Genomic DNA, 19,087 nt, shown 5'->3' on the forward strand with positions numbered 1-19,087 from the left:
CAGGTTTTTAATTACTGTAAGTAAATTCAACTGATACAACTGTTGGTCATGTTCGTAATTCTCTCAGATTTGGGTTGTTCTGGGAGGATTTTAATGGTGAAGTTGCATTATTCACCAGAAATTTGGACAAATACTGTTCTTTTGCGCGGGCCATCCAACTCAAAAAACAACACAGATTGCCAGGTTCCCAAAGCTAATTTACCATCCACAATGGGAATTATCTCACTAGTAGTCAGCATCATTGCCATTAAATGAGAGTGGGCATTAATCGGTTCATCTTCCGGAACATCTCTTAAATGCAAATCATTATGCAAATAGCTGTCTGATTCAGGTGCTAGTTTTTGCAAGAACACTTTTATATCTTCTAACAATCTGACTTCATTTTCGTTGATAGCTAATGCTGTTGTTGTGTGTCGAGAAAATACTAAAGCTTGTCCATTTTTAATTGATGTTGAGGCAATAAAATCTTGAATTTGTGGCGTGATATTATGAATATTTATTTGTGGCTCAGTTTCAATTTCAATTAACTTATTAATAATTGGCATCTGTTGAATTTTATATTTTAGATTGCAGACGATGTATGCTAACACAGCCTAACGCACTCATCAATTTAATATCAACAATATCAACTTCTAACTCTGCCAATTTTAGATTTTGGGTCGCGCCTTTGGTGCGCTTCCAGCGCAACTTGGATTTTGGAAGAAAATATCTAATGCCATTCAATTAATGATTGCAACACATCTTTGGGTAAAGACGCGATAAATCGCGTCTCTACAAATGGTCTATTTGTCGCATTCTTTTTTCAAATTGGTATAAAACCCAAAATTGAATGACTTTTAATTCCTAACTATAGTTTCCAAACCTTGCACTAATCTTTTTATACCTTCTTTTGCCGTCTCTTTTTGCAGCGCCCCATAAGCAACGCGTAGATAGCATCCATCATCCATGCCAAAGGTTGTACCTGGAATGACTGCTACTTTATGTTCTTGGATCAGTCTTTTAACTAATTCAAAAGCATCCATCTGGGTATGAACTTTGAGGAAAAAATAGAAAGCGCCATTGGCGGGGGTAATACTACATAAGCCTTGTAGCGGGTTAAGGGAGTCTAATACTAGTTGGCGTACTTGAGCAAGCGCTCCTATATTACTCTGCAAATACTCCTCTTTTGCCTGCAATGCTCCTAAAGCTGCATATTGAGAAATGACTGGTGGACAAATCAAAATTGTATCCTGGACTTTTTTGATGGCTACAAGTAAGTGTTTGGGAATCACCATGTAGCCAATACGCCAACTGGCAAAACCGTATGCTTTGGAAAGGCTATAGAGAGAAATGGTGTACTCGCTACTATTATCAAATGCACCAGGTGAAATGTGTTTTACCCCGTTATAGGTAAAGTATTCATAGGCTTCATCGCTGATGTGGTAGATACTACGATCGCCACAAATTTGATTTACTTGGTGCAATGCTGCTTCAGAATAGACAACTCCAGTCGGATTATTCGGTGAAATTGTTACCACAGCCCGTGTTTTGGGAGTAATTGCTTGAGCGATCGCATCTGGACGCAGTTGGTAATTTTCATCCGTCGCCACTAACACCGGACGACAACCAGCCATTGCGATCGCCATTTCGTGATTGAAATAGTAGGGCGTATTCAGAATAATTTCATCGCCTGGGTTAGTAATAGCAAGAATGGCATTCATAAATCCCATATTGCTCCCTGCTGTCACGACGATGGAGTTTTCCTCATTGATTTCAATGCCGTTGAAGGCTTGCAATTTTTCTGCAAGTGCTGTCAGTAATTGGGGAATTCCCTCAACTGATTTGTATAGATTATTAGTTGGCTCGTCCAGAAATTTGGGCAAAAATTCTCTGGCTTCAGGTGGTGGGTTGTAAGAAACTACACCTTGTCCCAGAGAGATTGTTCCAGGAGAATTTTTAATCAGTTCCCCAACCACAGGAATAATCGGTGACTGTACCGCTTGCATACGAGAGGTTAGGGATTTCATGTTTTGATGCCTATAGACCTCGTTTTAGTATCTTTTTATAGGATAAAAGCTGACTAGTCTTGATAATCCTTATTTTGAGCGATGAATCGCTCACTACGAACGATGTTTAATTATGCCTACCTACTTAGTTTTGCTTAACTAGAAAACAATTTACGATATTTAATAATCTAGGACTTACGCATTGACAAAAAGAATCATCTATGGAGTCTAGATAATGCCATCACTGTTAAGGTTTGCAAAAATATGCTCACGTACAACTAATGTGAACATATTCCGTTGTACTTCGTACCAATTGCTAATTATTTTTTCAGACCGCATAAACTCCAATCTAATAAAAGCTTGAAGTGAACAAAATATGTGAGTCTTGATTGCATAGGTATCCCTAACCATGAACCGACAAATTCCACATACTTGTTTGATGGCTCGATGAAAGGTTTCGATTCCCCAATGGGTATCATGAATTGTGATAAATTCATTTCTGGTTATATCCTTGATTCTTTCCTCATCTGGAACATACAAAATATAGTGTCTAGAGTCTTCTTTCTTGAAGTCTTTCCTAAACAACTTTATAAATCCAAATTCTTTCAGATGAGTTCTTAATCCTGACTCTGGAATCACTAAAGTACTTACCTGGCAATACTTATGCGGCTCATTTGAGACAGTTCTATTTTTTTCAATCCCGAATAGAAAACCCAATTTCTGGTTTTTTAGAAATTTTAAATTTTCTACTCCCTGAATACCAACTATCTCCTGTTACTATTCTTGGCTTGACTCCCCAGCTTATTATTTCACTCACCATTTCTCGAAAATAATCGTTTTTTGTTTTCTCCTCCTTTTTGTCATATATTCTGTAATTTATTGGGACTGAATTACCGTTAGTATCGCTGTAATATAAAGTTATTAAATTTAAGCCAATAATAGCTTTATGGGCTTTTTCCTGACCAAAAAATAACTGATTAATTCGGCATTTTTTGGGTCACTGTAAATTTTTTCTATAACTGTATCGTCTACACTTAGTATCCCTCCTACCAAGTTAATGATTTTCTCTACTATGTTGAATAAATCTTTCGGTTCGTATCTCTCTCTCAACAAAAACCGATTCACACTATCATGTGAAACGTCTCCCAATATCTCTGCCAACCTACTGCACCCCCCAAACTTTGGCTCTGACAGCAGAAATAAGGTGTAGAGGTCTAGATTGCATTGTCCTGTCGATGGTTTAGTAATTTCTCTAATTGTCCGATACCTGTAAAGTAGACGACCCTTATTTATGAATTCACTATTTTGTTATTCTGTCAATGCGTAAGTCCTATAATCTTGTTTCTTCGACCAACTACCACGGGGATTATCCTCTCGCGGCTGGGCTTTATTAACTCTGAGTTTACGACCCATCCACTCTGCACCATCTAATTCTGTAATGGCTGCGTCTTCTTGAGCATCTTCACTCATCTCAACAAATGCAAAGCCCCGTAGTCGTCCTGTTTCGCGGTCGGTAGGCAATACAACTCTTTTGACCTCGCCGTAGTCTGCAAACACTGTTTTTAAGTCTGCTTCAGTAGCGTGGTAGGAGAGATTTCCAACGTAAATAGTCATGTGCGATCACGTAATTTTCAACAAAGAGCAATTAGTTCAGCTAAAAAACAGATTTAACAAAATGGCAAATATTGCATCATCCTCTATGATTCACCAATGTTGTAGTGAATGTTTTAGGGGCAGTCAATCAAATAGCATTGGCTGAACTTGCATATACGCTCATATAATAACTGATTGTGACATTTTTCTAAGTACGAGATTTGACAAACTCTTATTACCACGTCTCTCTAACTTAGATTTACGTAGTCCTGTACTAGTATTTTCCCTGATCAATATGATAAGATTCTACAAAATACTACGTAAACATACTTCTTTGGCAGGTAGAAAATAAATTCTTCTATTCTGCCTTCTGCTCTTTACTTTTCTTCGGTAAAGGTTCAATCCGTCATGCGGAGTTGCTGATATCGTTTCTTTGTGAAGTTGTATATATTTGTCCCCCGGCTACGCCGTTTTCCCTGATCAAGGGAAGACTACATCGGGGTCTTAATTATATGTATCTTCACACAGGATTGGTATGAGTCAGGAACCATATAAAACCAAAGGAATAAGAGAATGGGTCTGAAAAAGCTAGTCAGCTATGGAATTTTGGTGCTGATCTTCGTCATTGGATTCGGTTTCACATCAATTGCTCGTGGTTTTGACTATCCACCCCCAACTCCGAAGATTGAGTTTGCCCAAGAGACAAGCGATCTCATGCTCAACACGTTGTTCGCGGCGCTGACGCAGGAGTTCGACGAAACCACGGTGGATAACGTGGAGCAGGGTAAGCATTCCATCTCGCTGATATTTAATGATCAGAATAAGGATATGCGGTTAGTTGGCACCGTTGGCCCGCTTCGGCAAAGCGATCGCCCTAGCGACAACTTCGAGCGTCAGGCAAACGCGCTGGCACTGGCGGGACAGGCATACACGTCCGTCCAGCGCGTGGATAGAAAATGGTACTATCGACGCTCAGTCCCCCTTAGCAACTTTAGAGCGGAGTGTGCGCTTTGCCATATAAATTATCCTGCTGGCCCTACGTCTAACTTTGTGGGCGCACTCATGCTCAGAGTGCCAATCAAGGAGTAAAGGACTTCCAAACAATAAAATTATTGTATAGCAAAGTGTTGAGCTAGTGCTGAGTAAAAACCCAGTTTTTTCAAAGCTTTGAGCAATCAACACTGTCTTAACCTGTGTGACTAAGGCTATAGAAAGTAGGAGTCAGCGCTGCCGTCGGCAGCACTGACTTCCTGTATTGTAGTAAATTCAACTATGTATTCTGGGAGTTTTTAGTCAATCGAAATCTGCTGAGGGCCAGTGGCTTTGCCATTATGCGCGTCCGTTGTGTTGCTGGTGTAACTATTTGAGCGAATCTGTTTATCCAGCCAGCTTTTAACAGGATCATCTGCAAGGTTGAGGCGAAGCACACCAGAGAAGAACCCACCCACAAATGATACTGGATGCTGAGTAAATTCTTTGAATATAGGTGACAATTCATTAATGAACATCAAGAGACTCCTGGCACTGCCGTAAAAAATTATTACTTCTTAATTGATCGTAACGTGTTAAGGGATTGAGGATTGGGGATTGGGCATGGGGCATTGGGCATTGGGCATCGGTTATTCTTCTTGTCTCCCCCTGCTCCCTGCCCCCTTGCTTCTTCCCCAGTCCCCAGTCATTTCACCTTATGAGCTTGGTTGCTGATCGGGAAACATACACTTGTCAGAATCACAACCACTAGGGCCGGCCTCTGACATTTCGCCTAAATCATAGCGGCTTAGGACTGCACAGAAGTCATCTGTTTTACGCCGTGCTTTCACCTCTTGAGTTAAGCGTTCGTAGGTGGATTTGTCTATTGGTTCAAACGGCAAACGGGGGAATGATTGCAAATCGTCAAAACGGGCCAAAAGAGCCGCCGAAATATATCCCTCATCATTCTGGATAGTGTCGTAAATGCGCTGTCCCAAAGGTTCGATTTCATCAGAGCGGAGTTCCAAAGTTGCTGATGTGTTGTGAGTCACGTACCAACGTTGAACCTGAAGGACAAAATCAAACTGGGCTAAGACTGAAAACTTAGAAACATCAATTTCATCAGCCCCTGGTAAATCCGCCCAAGTTACAGAAACAGGGATTTCCACTAGCCATTCACTCACCCGTGGATCAAAGGGATCATTGAGCAAATTGCCCTGCTCATCTTTGTCTGATTGAGAAGGAATGACGTTGTAACCATAGTCAATACAAGCCAAGGCTACTGGGTCATTTTTTCCGAAAGTAATCCGGCGAATGAATCTTTGGGCTTTCGGGGGATGCCATCCTGAACTAGCATTAGTTAATAAAGCCTTAGTACCACTGGGTTGCACTGTGGTGCAGCGATTTGGACGCTTGAGATTGTGGCGATCGCAATAATCCCAAACTACACGATGTACAATATCTCTCCAAGAACTGAGGTATTTCTCTTCCTCACGCTTGAAAGCTAATCCTTGTGGAGTTGCAGGTCTTCCTGCTTCCCACCAGCGCAGCCAATCAACACCAAAAGCATGGACAAAGAAATCAAATAAACCTGTAAAAGAAACTCCCACAATCGGGTCTAATTCACGGCTGTATTGATAGCGTGGTTCCAGGAATTTGTGATTTAAAAGTGCTGCTACAGATAACGCCCCAGCGGTGAAAGCCTCCTCTTGTTCTTTGTAGTTACGTGGGTCGATTTGATTGAGGTGAACCTCTGACAAATTGCAGTGGAAGTTACTACCGATGATTTCCAGATTTGTTACCCTAGAGGCTTTTTATCCCCTAGTTCTACTGCTTAATTATTCGCAGTAGCTCCGCGTACCTTTTGCAGATGTGATATCAGATAATAAAAGTGTTTTTCACATCCACCCCCGCACTCTTGGAGAGATTATATTCTAGACACAAATTTCTGATGTTATCTAGTTTCACTCTCTACGCTGTACGGTGTCAAAGACTTTTTAATTCCTTTGATTACCACGGGATTAGCATCTCAGCTTTCCCCGTTTTTGCGAGGTTTTTAACGTGAGGCAAAATCACTTACCACACGGATTTAAACCGTAACGAGCTAAACGATGTTCTAGCTCATTAGCATCAAGATTTGGATCACGTTCTTTTAACCACTCTTTTGCTGTTCCTTGTTCATAAGCTTGCAAAAAACTAACTTTCAGAGCTTGTGTTGGTAGCAAATCAATATTCGATCGCGCTACGGCTTCACCAGCCCATTGAATCGCTCCCTCTCCGCTGTAATATTGTTTGCGGACAGCACCAACACATTCTTCTAAGGTCGGCTTGCGGTGAAAAACTCTGGTATGATTTGCCATCCTGAGTGCATCGCGCTCTGGATCGATTCGCCAGTTGCCATTTTCATCTTGTTGCCATAAGTTATCCTTGGCGGTGGCTGCTAGGTGATCGCCAGAATCAAACTGACGCATCCCCGCACTGTTAGAAACTAAAATGCCTTCACAAACAAATTCGTGAATGGTGGCAACTTCAATATCATAAGTAGGTGCAGAGCGTACATTTAGTTCAACCCCTAAAACTTTAACTGGAACCAAATCAGTTGCTTCAGGGAGATATTTTTTCAAGGTAGGGAGAGGCATCTGTTGATGAATAGCACCCCAATGATATTGAGTGGAGTTAATAATGGGGCGAACCATAGCTTTCGGAAAGCCGTGGTCTTTGAACGATTTAGGAGTCTGGCGTTTGCGGGTTGAAAACTGAATGGAATAGCTGTCAAAGAAGTTTTCAACAAACTTGAATGCTGCTTCCCCAATAGTTACTAATTCACCTTCCCACTTGCCAGTACGCTTGCGAATTGAACTACACAACCGGACTGTGATTCCTAGAGATGCGTAAAGTGCTTGAACCTGCTGCAAAAATCGCTGGTGAATTGAAGCTACTAACACCCCTTGAGAATGACACCCATCAGCATCAGCAAGACCAGCTAAGTAAGCTTTGCGAATATCGCCTGTACCCAACAATATGCAATCAGGTATAACTAGAGGTTGGAATGCTTGCTTAAATAATTTGAGGTATTGATTCAAAGCTACTGAGTTGAACTGTAGATCGTAGGCTTTGGTTTTGCACTGTTCAGGTGTTCGCAGTGTGTAAGTTTCTAAACCAAATTCGGATCCAACAGCAATTAAACGTTCTAAAACCTTCTTACTCTCTTCATGAACTCGAAATCTAACTCTTGAGCCGTCAGAGCCAACTGAGCCATCACCTTGCAAGTAGCCAATGAAGTAAGCTACATCAGGAGTAAGAGCAGGAACGGTAATCGGCTTGATTTTACGTTGAATTTTACCGCGAAACTCAGGTAATTCAGTGGGCGTACCAGGTATAGCTTGTGGTACAAATATTAGGCGATCGCCAGCTCTTAAATCTTGAGCCTTAACCATTTTGTAATTGCCGTACACATCTGTAAAAACGGCAACTTTGTGATCGGCTGTACATTCAAAAAAGCCATCTTGAGTTTGAATACGGCAAAGGGATTGCTCACCTTGAACAAAGAAGTTAGTAACTGGATAGAAACCTTTACTGGTTAGGACGCGATCGCCTACACGTACTTTGGCAATAGGAACTAAACCCGCTTCTGTATGAACCAAAGCATCTTCAGGTAGACAGCGACGAATATTTCCGGCAACAATTGTTACAGCAGCTTGATCAATTAACAGACAGCATTCAACTGAATTTAATTGTCGTCCTAAAGCTTTATTCAGAATAGATGCACAACGCTGATAAAGTCCGGGCAATTTCACTGGATTCGCAACTCCTCCAAAGCCGTTGAGAGTTTCTCCTGCTTTGCGGACATCGCTGATATCAACTAATACTTCAACTTCTGCTGAAAATTGTTCATCAGTAGAGAGTTTTAATAAGGCTTGATATGATTCAACCCAACCTTCACGGCTATCTCCAACGTGAATAGTGACGCTGTTACCTTCTATATGAGTTTCAGTATATTCACGTCGTTGTTGCACAGGAGTGCTGCCAATTTCACCTTTTACAGTGACATTCAGTTGATTACGGATGGGGGGCAACTGGTTAATAAATTGCGGTTCTAGGACGGCTCCAGTACCACAGCCCATCATTGCCAGATCCATCATTAAGCCGAAGGCACTCCAGTCTTGGAGATTGGTAGAGGTGCAATTATATGCCCCGGAAAAGTTCTTGGGCTTGGTTATCCAGTCTGTGCCACCAACCCATAACCAGCGCCCACTGGGCATAGCTTTCAAGTTGCGCTGCATCTTATCCAGTGTGGCAGCTTCTTCTTGAGTTAGCTTTCCCAACTCCACTAAGCCTTGTAGAGTGCGATCGCATACCTCATCCCATGTTTCCCTTAGTCCGGCCTTTGTACGGCGGCTGTAGGTTCTAAAAAATACGGGATTTGCAGCCGGTGCTGTTTCTGGAAACCTTGCACTCTGGCGTGTTCTTTCGAGATTCTGAACCATATATTAAGTGTCTTGCGTTCTTCTTGCGTGCGGACAGATTATGACTATACGCCAAGTAGTTTGAGTATTAAAGATTGTCAAATTGTCCACTTTACGCTAGCTATCAGTTAGAGAAATTGCAACAAATTTTTATGATGTATAATGATTTGCTTCTTAAGTAGGATATCTACATTAAGTTGTAATTATTACGTCAGAATACTTATGAATTACATGATGGTAATCCTGTTTGGTTGCCAGAGATTGGTTTAGGAATTGGTATGGAACGGGGAACTTATCTAGGGATTCCCCGCGAGTGGTTGTATTGTTATGATCTGCGATCGCTTGGCATAAATCCTGATTCTCTCACCTGAATTGCTATCAAAATCTATTAATGAAATAAATCTCATAATCACGAAGACGCGATAAATCGCCGTCTCTACAATAATCATTCCTTTGTAGAGACGGCGATTTATCGCGTCTTTTGCCTTACCGAACAACATTGCGAGGAAGCTCCGAGGTTCATCAACGAAGCTCAAAGGTTCACGAACGAAGCTCCGAGGTTCATTAACGGAGTTCAAAGACTCATTCACGAGTATCAAAGACTCGTCCACGAGCATCCAAGACTCATTCACGAGTATCAAAGACTCGTTCACGAGTATCAAAGACTCGTCCACGAGTATCAAAGACTCGTCCACGAGTATTAAAGACTCGTCCGCGAGTATAAAAGACTCATTACAGCAATCTTTCATTTATTTAGAAAACACTCTCGCGTTCTTCTTTGCGCCTTTGCGTGAGACAAAAAATCTTTCAGTCCTGTAATTACGAATTACGAATTACGAATTACCCATTACCCTATCAAGACTTGCACTCACACTTTCAGCATCCGGTGACTTCAATCGCTGCAAAATCTCTAAAGCTGGTTGCAAATAGGATATCGCTTTAGTGTATTCACCCTGCTGTTCTGCCAAATGTCCTAACCGCCACAGAGTAATTGCTTTGCCTTGGACATTACCAATGCGTTCATCAATTTCAAGAACTTGATTGTAGAGTGCGATCGCTTAATCCACTTCCTCTTTATTAGCGTAGAGAATTGCCAGATTGTGCAACGTCGCTGCTTTGCCTTGGACATCACCTATGCGTTCAAATATTTCCAAAGACTGATTGAAAAGTGTGATCGCTTGATCGACTTCCCCTTTGTTGGCGTAGATATATCCCAGATTGTACAACGTTGCTGCTTTGCCTTGGACATCACCTATGCGTTCTCTTATTTCCAAAGACTGATTATAGAGTGCGATCGCTTCGTCCACTTCCCCTTTGTTGGCGTAAAGATTTCCTAGACAGTGCAAAGTTGATGCTTTGCCTTGGACATTACCAATGCGTTCATCAATTTCCAAAGACTGATTGTAGAGTTTGATCGCTTCATCCATTTCCCCTTTGTTGGCGTAGATAATTCCCAGTTGGTGCAACGTCGCCGCTTTACCTTGGACATCTCCAATGCGTTCAGTTATTTCCAAGGACTGATTGTAGAGTTTGATCGCTTCATGCATTTCCCCTTTGTTGGCGTAGATAATTCCCAGTTGGTGCAACGTCGCCGCTTTGCCTTGGACATTAACAATACGTTCTTTTATTTCCAAAGACTGATTGTAAAGTGCGATCGCTTTGTCCCATTCTCCTAAACCATGATATATGTAACCCAGTTCGTGGAGAACGCTGGCTTTGATTCCTGCTAGATTTTCATCTTCTTCAATCAACTTCAAAGCTTTTAGTAAAAAATCTTCTGCTTTTTTCGTCTCACCAATACTCCTGTAAGCAACCCCTAACTCTTTTGAAATAGTAATGCGAGTGCGTACATCAGTTGATTCTTCCATTAGCAAGCGTTCAAGTAAATCAATCCGCTCTTGCCTTTCTGGTAAATCTAAACTTCCTAATATTCTCTCAGACTGAATAGTTTTTTCAATAGCCGATTCTTGAGTAGACTGGACTGTTTGAAAATAAAATACTCCTTTTCTCCATGCCCAAAAATCTGGGGCATATTTTGCCAAACGTGTTAGTGCATGATCTGGCAGAAATATCAGTATAGGGTGAGGAACACTATTAGTAAAAGCGTCTCGGACAAAGTTTAAGTCTTGCAGTACAGGCGGATATTTTCCAGACAAACCAATGGACTTTTCCAAACCGATAATAACTAAGACTAATTTTTTATCTGGTTCTAAATGAACTTCTTGTAAATCACGAATAATCTCATCCCTTAAAAAACGCAAATTAGGAGCAGCAAAATTAAGAATTTCAAACTGAATATCATGACATTGAGGATGGTTGTCAAGGATTTCAATTAAAGTATTTCTATCTTCAGCAAAGTTAACAGCAACGAACCCAATCGTTAACTGAGTATCAGCAAAGTCAATAAAGGTTAACAGTTCCGCTAATGACTGCTGATTTATTTGCAAAAAAGTTTCTTTTTCTAAATTAAAATCATGGGTTCCTTGTAGCTGATTTGAGTGCTTCTTGGAAAGCATGGATTTGCCTCACAACTGGATTAACATAATTCCAGCGATTTTTGCCGTTGTACTCAAAAACCCAAAGACTGAACAGCATTGACCTGCCAATTTCATCTTTAGAAACATCCTTATTTACACATACCGCAGCCAACGCCGAATAGTATTCTGTTGATATACTCCGCTCAAAATTAAACTGTTCTTGCTTAATTGCATAAATGATATCATCCGCAGTAACTTTCTCATGCTCACGAGTTGCGGCTGTAAGAAATGCTTTTGATGCTATTTGCATCAATTGACGGATGTGACCACCGCTTGCTTTGGCTAAGTCTACCAATAGTTGACGCGATTCAAACACTGCGTCTACTTCAACTCTTTGTTCAATTAAACTCGTAATTGCTGTTATACCATCATCATTATGATCTAGATCGGTTTTGTCTTGTTCAAACTCATATATGTTGACCATCGGCACAATATTGGGTGTGTCGAAAGTGTTACTCAAGTTATTTTCAGAATAGACAATAGAAATTGGTGCTGTATAGATAATCGTACAATATAGACTTTGTAATTGAAATGCGTAATCACAAAATAAATGTTTAGCTACATTTGGAGGCACTCTGTCTAAGTTATCGAAAATAATTAAAAATCCTTTTTCATATTCAGGATATTTTGATTTAAGCTTGACAAAAGCATCACCTAACAACAAATTTATATCTGCTTGTAAACGACCAATATCTTTTTGCAAATTCTGGCGAACCGTTCTTCTTTGTATGTCAGCGCCTTTAATTTGAGCCTGTATTTTACCCAATAACTTTGAAATAAAGGGAATTTTTATTCCTGCTTCCGCCTCCGCACCAATACTTGCTGACCTTTCAACTGTTTGTTCAGTTTCTTGAGTAATTTCTTTAAACCAAGACTCAAAATTAGTTAAAAGTTTTGTATCAAAATTTAATTCTGATGTGTATAGGACATCAGCAACTTTTTTAATAATTACCAAATATAAATCTGTGTATTCTGCGTCTAATATATCTAGTTCAGCGTCGGCTTCTATATAAATCACTTTATATTGAGATTCCCATTCTTGCTGAATCTTTCTTAATTCTGTACTTTTACCGCATCCCCGATGTCCAGTAAATAGAAGACTGCAAAACTCTGCGGGTTCCAGAAAATCTAAGCGTTTTTTAATAGTATTAATTGCTTCTGTCTTGCGAACTTTTGATAAATTAACATAATAACGTTCAATATCTCTACTACTCACTAAAGGAGCTACATCACAAACACGAAAAGCAGCTTTGAGGGTATTAGCACGATTAGCGGGTAAAGAACTCATCAGGTGTTATTTATATGAAGAATTTATATATACATATTTTACAGCACCGTAATCTTAAAGCTTCTTGGCGTTAGAGAACTTTTAGGAATCACTGGCGCTCAACCAAGATTCTTGAAGTGGTAGTATGTTCAGGAACACCTGGCGTTAGATTACCAACAAAATTGTATAATGTCTCTTGCTCCTTACTGGCGAGGCGCGATCGCCGCCAAAGTTCCCTCCCTTTGCGTCGGAACTTCATAGCTTCCCGATATTCCAGGAATTTCTAGCAAAGCCTCAGCCTGTTGGCGAATTGCGTAGGCGCAGCCCACCGTAGGTATCGCTATCCTCAAAAGCTTGAGATGTCGTAGCTTCTCACCCCAGAAATTGCGGTTTACATGAATTCGCCAACAGTCTCTTAGAAATCGCGGCTATACAAATGAAGTCCACCTTTCCTGCGGAACGCTACGCGAACGTGGACTAAGAGAAAATCAAAGGATTATCTAGCGATCGCTTCTCGCGCTGATCTCGGTAATCCCAAACTCCACACAGTTTTTGTTTATGAGTTGGTTGACGGTCAGTATCAAGTCCAAAAAATGACCGCATTCTCTCTACTACCTTCCCATAACTAGTGGTGGCTGTTAAAGAAGTTGTGGCTGCAAGTCAAATCCAAAAATTATGAGAAGTTCCAATTAATTTCTATCTTTTGGGAACTATAAATTTAGTTATAGGAGATTGACTATGAATGATCAATGGGAGCCTCTAAATCCTGATGATGATGTTGTACATTTTCACCAAGAAGCATTTGAAAATTTACCCCGCACTCAAATAGTCTTTCAGTTATTAAAGGAAATCAAGAAAATTTGGGAAAAACACTCTACATCGTCAGGATCAAGAATATTTGGAGAAGGATTTGAATGTTGTGTTTTAATACCTGGTCAACAATGGCGAACAGGTAAAATTAGAGTGAGCCTAGAATTTTGCCCTGATGAAATCGAAGATCATCGATTAGACATTAAACAGGAAAACTCTCCCCTTGACGATCTTCGGCAGCAACTAAAGGAAGGTAAAAACTAATAACCAAGTTGATATACACAGATATAATAGAAAATTATCTGTGTTTGTGTGCGCTGAAAAAAATAAAATGGTATGGACTCCCCTACATGCAAAAATTCATCGCACCATCCGATCGCGCCACTTATTTGAGCGCAACCAACGGCTATTCATTGCTGTCTCCGGCGGACAAGATTCTTTGTGTTTAATAAAATTACTTTTAGATTTACAATCCAAATGGGGATGGGATTTAGGTATCGCTCATTGCGATCATCGCTGGCGTTCTGACTCTGAAGCTAATGCTCATCACGTCGAAAATTTAGCTAAAAGTTGGGGTATACCCTTTTATTTAGAAACAGCGAACAAACCGATAAATAGTGAAGCTGCTGCACGCGATTGGCGCTATCAAGCTTTAAGTGCGATCGCACAGGCAAATAATTATCAATATATAGTTACAGGACACACCGCCAGCGATCGCGCCGAAACTCTCCTCTACAATTTAATTCGCGGTACTGGTGCTGATGGCTTACAAGCCCTAACTTGGCAACGCCCTCTAACTACAGGCATTATGCTAGTGCGTCCACTTTTAGAAATTACTCGCTCACAAACAGAGCAATTTTGTCAAGAATTTAAATTACCAATTTGGGAAGATTCTACCAATCAAGATTTGCAATACGCTCGCAACCGCATTCGCCAAGAGTTATTACCATATTTGCGAAATAATTTTAATCCACAAGTAGAATCAGCCTTAGCTCAAACAGCAGAACTTCTCCAAGCAGAAGTGGAATATTTAGAAAAAGCTGCCCAGGAGTTGCGGGATGGAGCATTGGGCATTGGGGATGAAGAAGATTTTCTGACTCATCTTCTTCCTTTGAGGTTAAATCGTCGGGTATTGCAGAACGCACCATTGGCGTTGCAACGTCGTGTGATGCGTCAGGTATTGCAGCAAATACTAACTGATGCACCCAGTTTTGAACACATCGAAAAATTAACGGCTTTAATTATAGCGCCCAACCGATCGCAAACTGATCCATTTCCTGGTGGTGCGATCGCTCAAGTAGAAGGCGACTGGATCTGTTTGAAATAGTTAGGAGTGATGAGTTAAGACTTTGTACGGTGTTTTTTTAATAAAATAGAAGTCTTATCTTAATGCTGAGTCTTCTTGTCTCATTGCTGACAAAATCTCACGCAAAGGCGAGGACATTTGCGTGAGACAATCATATTAATCTAAACTTCAATATCCAAAGCACGTACCAAAAAAGCCCATTTATCTGCGGCTTCTTCGATAATTTTAGCCGTGGGTTTACCCGCACCATGTCCTGCCTTAGTCTCAATTCTAATTAGAACTGGTGCATCCCCAGCGTGAGCCTCTTGCAAAGCTGCGGCAAATTTGAAACTATGAGCAGGGACAACGCGATCGTCATGATCGGCTGTGGTAATTAAGGTTGCTGGGTAAGCTGTATCGGGTTTGAGATTGTGCAATGGCGAATATGCATAAATCCCTGGAAACTCTTCTGGATTATCTGCTGAACCATATTCGGAAGTCCAAGCCCAACCAATGGTAAATTTGTGAAACCGCAACATATCCATGACACCGACTGCTGGTAAAGCTGCACCAAACAAATCGGGACGTTGCGTTATGCAAGCACCGACTAATAAACCGCCATTACTTCCACCTGCGATCGCCAGCTTATCAGTCTTAGTATACTTATTCGCAATCAACCACTCAGCAGCACCAATAAAGTCATCAAAGACATTTTGCTTTTTATCCTTCATTCCTGCTTGATGCCATTCTTCGCCGTATTCTCCACCACCGCGTATATTTGGCATAGCATAGATACCACCCATCTCCATCCACACCAAAAGACTCACAGAAAAACCAGGTGTCATTGAAGCATTAAAACCACCATAAGCATAAAGATAAGTTGGGTTATTTCCATCTAATTTTATGCCCTTTTTATGGGTGATAAACATTGGCACTCTAGTACCATCTTTGCTCTGGTAAAATACTTGTTTTGTATCGTAATCATCAGGATTAAAATCTACCTGTGGCTGACGAAAAACCGTACTTTTACCAGTTATCATATCGTAGCGATAGATAGTTCCTGGTGTGGTGAAACTGGTGTAACTATAAAAAGTTTCGGTATCATGACGCTTACCACCAAAACCTCCGGCTGAACCGAGTCCCGGTAATTCAACTTCGCGTACAAATGCACCATTGAGGTCAAAAATCTTGATTTGACTGTGAGCATCTTTGAGGTAATCAGCAACAAATTGGTTATTGAGTATACCAACACTTTCCAAAGTTTCCGCAGATTGAGGAATGATTTCTCGCCAATTCTCTGGCGAAGGGTTTTTCGTGTCAATCGCAATAACTTTTCCCCGTGGGGCATTTAAATTTGTACGGAAATAAAAGACGCTATCATCATTGTCGATAAAGCTATAATCTGCCTCAAACTGGTTAATTAGTTCTACAACTTCAGCATTAGAGTTAGTTAAATCTTTGAAAAAAACCAAGTTTTTGGAGTCAGTACCCAGCCAAATTGAAATTATTAGATAGCGTCCATCTTCAGTAACGCCACCACTAAAGCCCCATTCTTTTTGGTCAGGACGATGATAAATTAGTATGTCTTCTGATTGGGATTTACCCAGTTGATGATAGTAGAGCTTTTGATAATAGTTAACATCTTCTAATTGAGTTTTTTCATTTGGTTCATCGTAGCGACTATAGAAAAAACCTTGATTATCATGCGTCCAAGATGCACCAGAAAATTTAATCCACTTCAGGTGGTCTTGAATATCTTCACCAGTTTCAACATCGCGTACTTTCCACTCTTGCCAATCAGAACCAGAGGTGGATAGACCATAAGCTAAAAGTTTGCCATCCTCGCTAATGGACAATCCCGAAAGAGCAATAGTACCATCTTCTGAGAGCTTATTAGGGTCGAGTAAAACTTTGGGTTGGTCGTCGAGGGTTTTCAAGGTGTAAAAGACACTTTGGTTTTGCAGCCCGTCATTTTTAAAATAAAAGTAGCGTTCGGTGGAACCGTCTCGCAGAGATTCGCCTTCTTTAAAAGGGATACCATATTTTTCATAATCCCAAAGTTTGGTGAGACGCTGTTTAATTTTTTCTCTGCTAGGAATTTCACTCAGGTAGCCAAAAGTAACTTGATTTTGTGCCTCAATCCAAGTTCTTGTTTGTTCAGAGTCAGGATCTTCTAACCAACGATAAGGATCTGCGACTGAAGTACCGTGGTAGTTATCGACTTGATTGCTCTTGTAGCTTGATGGGTAGGTGAAAGATTTTTCAGAAAAAGGCATAGTTTTAGGTCAAAAGTGCTTCTTTACATACTACAAAGATAGACCCAAGACTTGGAGTATACACTCCCTAAACCTACGAGAAAATTCCTATTGGAAAGAGTACCCCAGAGGGTACTAGTAAGCAACAAGCAGTCTCGTTAGGCTTTCAATAAGCAAGTAAATGTGGATAAGCGATGTCTCCCAGGGGCTATTGGGCGTCGCACATTTAATTTTTGAATTTGCCTCATTTGGAAGCTGAACCCTTTAACTGGTCTACTTCTATTTGAAAAATTCAATATGCAATATCTGATACACAATAAAGACAAAATATTTTATGTTAGACCAAGTTATAAACTGGAACAATGTATATTTACAAGCAATCCGTGTAAACGGTGGCGCTCCCGGTCCAATCGCTCGTACTGGTGCTATATTACATGCTGCAATCTTTGATGCTGTTAATTCTATTGAGAAGACCTACAAACCATATTTAGGAATTATCCCTGCGGCGTTCGGAGCTTCTAAAGAAGCGGCAGCTGTTTACGCTGCCTATACTGTATTGAGCAGCGTCAGTGTTTATCCCAATTCCAAGGAGAAAAGCCAAAGCTTCTTCGACACAGAACTCAAAAAAGCCCGTAAAGAACTTGAAAACAGTGGATTGTCACTACAGAGCATTGATGATGGTAAAGAACTTGGCATAGCAGCAGCTCAGGCAATTATCCAAAATCGACAAGGGGACGGTTTTAACAACAACACGTCTTACACTCCAGGAAGTCAGCCTGGTGATTGGCGTCCAACCGGTTCTGGTGATGCAGTCACTCCCAATTGGGGCAAAGTGAAACCTTTTTCGCCAACCCCAATCAAGAAATTCCGTCCGACTCGACCAGCCGGTTTCGACAGCAAGCAAGATTTACTCGCTAGCGTTGAATATGCAGCTCAAGTTAATGAAGTAAAACGGCTTGGTTCTGCTAACTCCAGCGATCGCACTCAAGAACAAACTGATATTGCTCTGTTCTGGGCGAATGATCTTGATGGAACATACAAGCCACCCGGACAACTTTATACCATAACCCAGATTCTGTCTAAATTGAGAGGATTAAGCTTTTCCGAGAATGCACGACTGTTTGCCCTTGTAGGGTTAGCTTTGGGTGATGCAGCAATCTTGGCTTGGGATGCGAAGTACGACACCAATTTGGACTTGTGGAGACCGGAAAGTGCAATTCAATTGGCAGATACGGACGGAAACTCTGGAACTACCGCCGATCCCACTTGGAGACCTCTATCGCCCAATCCTGATGGTACCCGATTTTCGCCTGCATTCCCGGCGTATATCTCTGGTCACGCAACTTTCGGAGCGACCCATTCTGGAATTTTGCGGAATTTCTTTGGTACTGACAATGTTACTTTCACAGCCACATCTGAAGATCCAGCGGCCAGGGGCAATAATGGCATTAGAATCACACGGACATTCAACAGTTTCTCTTCAGCAGCCTTAGAGAATGGACGCAGCCGGGTTTATCTCGGTGTCCATTATCAATGGGATGCAGATGCAGCTTATGTGTCTGGCACCCAATTGGCTGACTTTGTGTTTGAAAACTTACTGACACCAATTTAACGTAAGTTCGACGCCCAAAAGACCTCTCCCTGGTTTTACTACGCAAAACCTGTCCCTCTCCGACTCGGAGAGGGACAGACTGCAATACTACTCGGTTAAGCATTTTGAACCCAAAGTTTGGTTTTGGGAAAGGGTTACTGGGTTTGGGTTAAAGGTTTTTAATTTCCCTTTCCCCCCGCCCCTTATCCCCAGAGGGGGCCCCACCTTCCCCTTTCCCCCTTAACCGACAAGTATTGGGACAGATTTGAACTTTAGTTCAAGGCAGGGAGAGGTTTGTCGAACTCAGGTTAATTTACCTTGACAGCAGC

Annotated in this window: 14 protein-coding genes and 3 pseudogenes; 4 read left to right on the forward strand and 13 right to left on the reverse strand. The window is 41.1% G+C overall.

Going from position 1 to position 19,087, the window contains the following annotated elements:
• Nucleotides 1-107: 107 nt before the first annotated feature.
• The 4 genes and pseudogenes from HUN01_RS21815 to HUN01_RS21830 form a co-directional block, all read right to left on the reverse strand.
• Nucleotides 108-545: a secondary thiamine-phosphate synthase enzyme YjbQ gene (locus HUN01_RS21815; protein WP_181927957.1), complete on the reverse strand. Its 438-nt coding sequence runs from the start codon at nt 543-545 to the stop codon at nt 108-110.
• 291 nt (nt 546-836) lie between these two features.
• The gene (locus tag HUN01_RS21820) at nt 837-2,006 is read right to left on the reverse strand and encodes a pyridoxal phosphate-dependent aminotransferase (RefSeq protein WP_181927958.1); all 1,170 of its coding nucleotides are present in this window, start codon (nt 2,004-2,006) and stop codon (nt 837-839) included.
• A gap of 207 nt (nt 2,007-2,213) precedes the next feature.
• Nucleotides 2,214-3,242, reverse strand: a pseudogene (locus tag HUN01_RS21825) (IS701 family transposase).
• A 51-nt stretch (nt 3,243-3,293) separates the two neighbouring features.
• Complete coding sequence (locus tag HUN01_RS21830; RefSeq protein WP_181927959.1) at nt 3,294-3,599, reverse strand: RNA recognition motif domain-containing protein; 306 nt, start codon at nt 3,597-3,599, stop codon at nt 3,294-3,296.
• A gap of 552 nt (nt 3,600-4,151) precedes the next feature.
• Here HUN01_RS21830 and HUN01_RS21835 point away from each other — a divergent pair.
• The gene (locus HUN01_RS21835) at nt 4,152-4,667 is read left to right on the forward strand and encodes a hypothetical protein (RefSeq protein WP_181927960.1); all 516 of its coding nucleotides are present in this window, start codon (nt 4,152-4,154) and stop codon (nt 4,665-4,667) included.
• 200 nt (nt 4,668-4,867) lie between these two features.
• Here the strand turns inward: HUN01_RS21835 and HUN01_RS21840 are convergent, their stop codons facing one another.
• The 8 genes and pseudogenes from HUN01_RS21840 to HUN01_RS36215 all read right to left on the reverse strand — a co-directional run bounded on the left by HUN01_RS21840 (nt 4,868) and on the right by HUN01_RS36215 (nt 13,420).
• Nucleotides 4,868-5,086 (reverse strand): ssl0294 family protein, encoded by a 219-nt coding sequence (locus tag HUN01_RS21840; protein WP_181927961.1) that lies wholly within the window; start codon nt 5,084-5,086, stop codon nt 4,868-4,870.
• 177 nt (nt 5,087-5,263) lie between these two features.
• A pseudogene (nrdJ, locus tag HUN01_RS21845) lies at nt 5,264-6,337 on the reverse strand (ribonucleoside-triphosphate reductase, adenosylcobalamin-dependent); the annotation flags it as partial.
• Between the two features lie 282 nt (nt 6,338-6,619).
• On the reverse strand, nt 6,620-9,034 hold the full coding sequence (locus HUN01_RS21850) for an LAGLIDADG family homing endonuclease (protein WP_203219493.1): 2,415 nt from the start codon (nt 9,032-9,034) through the stop codon (nt 6,620-6,622).
• Nucleotides 9,035-9,309: 275 nt separating this feature from the next.
• Nucleotides 9,310-9,645 (reverse strand): hypothetical protein, encoded by a 336-nt coding sequence (locus HUN01_RS21855; RefSeq protein ID WP_181932956.1) that lies wholly within the window; start codon nt 9,643-9,645, stop codon nt 9,310-9,312.
• A 201-nt stretch (nt 9,646-9,846) separates the two neighbouring features.
• Nucleotides 9,847-11,529: pseudogene (locus HUN01_RS35565) on the reverse strand (tetratricopeptide repeat protein).
• Nucleotides 11,486-12,838 carry a P-loop NTPase fold protein gene (locus HUN01_RS21870; RefSeq protein ID WP_181927962.1) on the reverse strand — a complete coding sequence of 451 codons (1,353 nt, stop codon included), beginning with the start codon at nt 12,836-12,838 and terminating at the stop codon, nt 11,486-11,488. The pseudogene HUN01_RS35565 and the gene HUN01_RS21870 overlap by 44 nt, the downstream one beginning before the upstream one ends.
• Nucleotides 12,839-13,020: 182 nt before the next feature.
• Nucleotides 13,021-13,146 carry a hypothetical protein gene (locus HUN01_RS36210; RefSeq protein WP_257797993.1) on the reverse strand — a complete coding sequence of 42 codons (126 nt, stop codon included), beginning with the start codon at nt 13,144-13,146 and terminating at the stop codon, nt 13,021-13,023.
• A gap of 148 nt (nt 13,147-13,294) precedes the next feature.
• Nucleotides 13,295-13,420, reverse strand: a complete 126-nt coding sequence (locus HUN01_RS36215; RefSeq protein WP_257797994.1) for a hypothetical protein — start codon at nt 13,418-13,420, stop codon at nt 13,295-13,297.
• 135 nt (nt 13,421-13,555) lie between these two features.
• On the opposite strand from HUN01_RS36215, the gene HUN01_RS21875 reads away from it, so the two are divergent.
• Nucleotides 13,556-13,891 carry a KGK domain-containing protein gene (locus tag HUN01_RS21875; protein ID WP_181927963.1) on the forward strand — a complete coding sequence of 112 codons (336 nt, stop codon included), beginning with the start codon at nt 13,556-13,558 and terminating at the stop codon, nt 13,889-13,891.
• Between the two features lie 67 nt (nt 13,892-13,958).
• A complete protein-coding gene (tilS, locus tag HUN01_RS21880) occupies nt 13,959-14,954 on the forward strand; it encodes a tRNA lysidine(34) synthetase TilS (RefSeq protein WP_181927964.1) in 996 nt (331 codons plus the stop codon).
• A gap of 140 nt (nt 14,955-15,094) precedes the next feature.
• Here tilS and HUN01_RS21885 read toward each other — a convergent pair whose 3' ends face one another.
• Complete coding sequence (locus HUN01_RS21885) at nt 15,095-17,188, reverse strand: prolyl oligopeptidase family serine peptidase (RefSeq protein WP_181927965.1); 2,094 nt, start codon at nt 17,186-17,188, stop codon at nt 15,095-15,097.
• Nucleotides 17,189-17,501: 313 nt separating this feature from the next.
• Here HUN01_RS21885 and HUN01_RS21890 point away from each other — a divergent pair, with 313 nt between their 5' ends.
• Entirely contained in the window at nt 17,502-18,779 is a 1,278-nt protein-coding gene (locus HUN01_RS21890; protein ID WP_181927966.1) for a vanadium-dependent haloperoxidase, read from the forward strand.
• The last annotated feature ends 308 nt before the right edge of the window (nt 18,780-19,087 follow it).

This window comes from Nostoc edaphicum CCNP1411 (assembly GCF_014023275.1).
In the GTDB taxonomy this organism is placed as follows: Bacteria; Cyanobacteriota; Cyanobacteriia; order Cyanobacteriales; family Nostocaceae; genus Nostoc; species Nostoc edaphicum_A.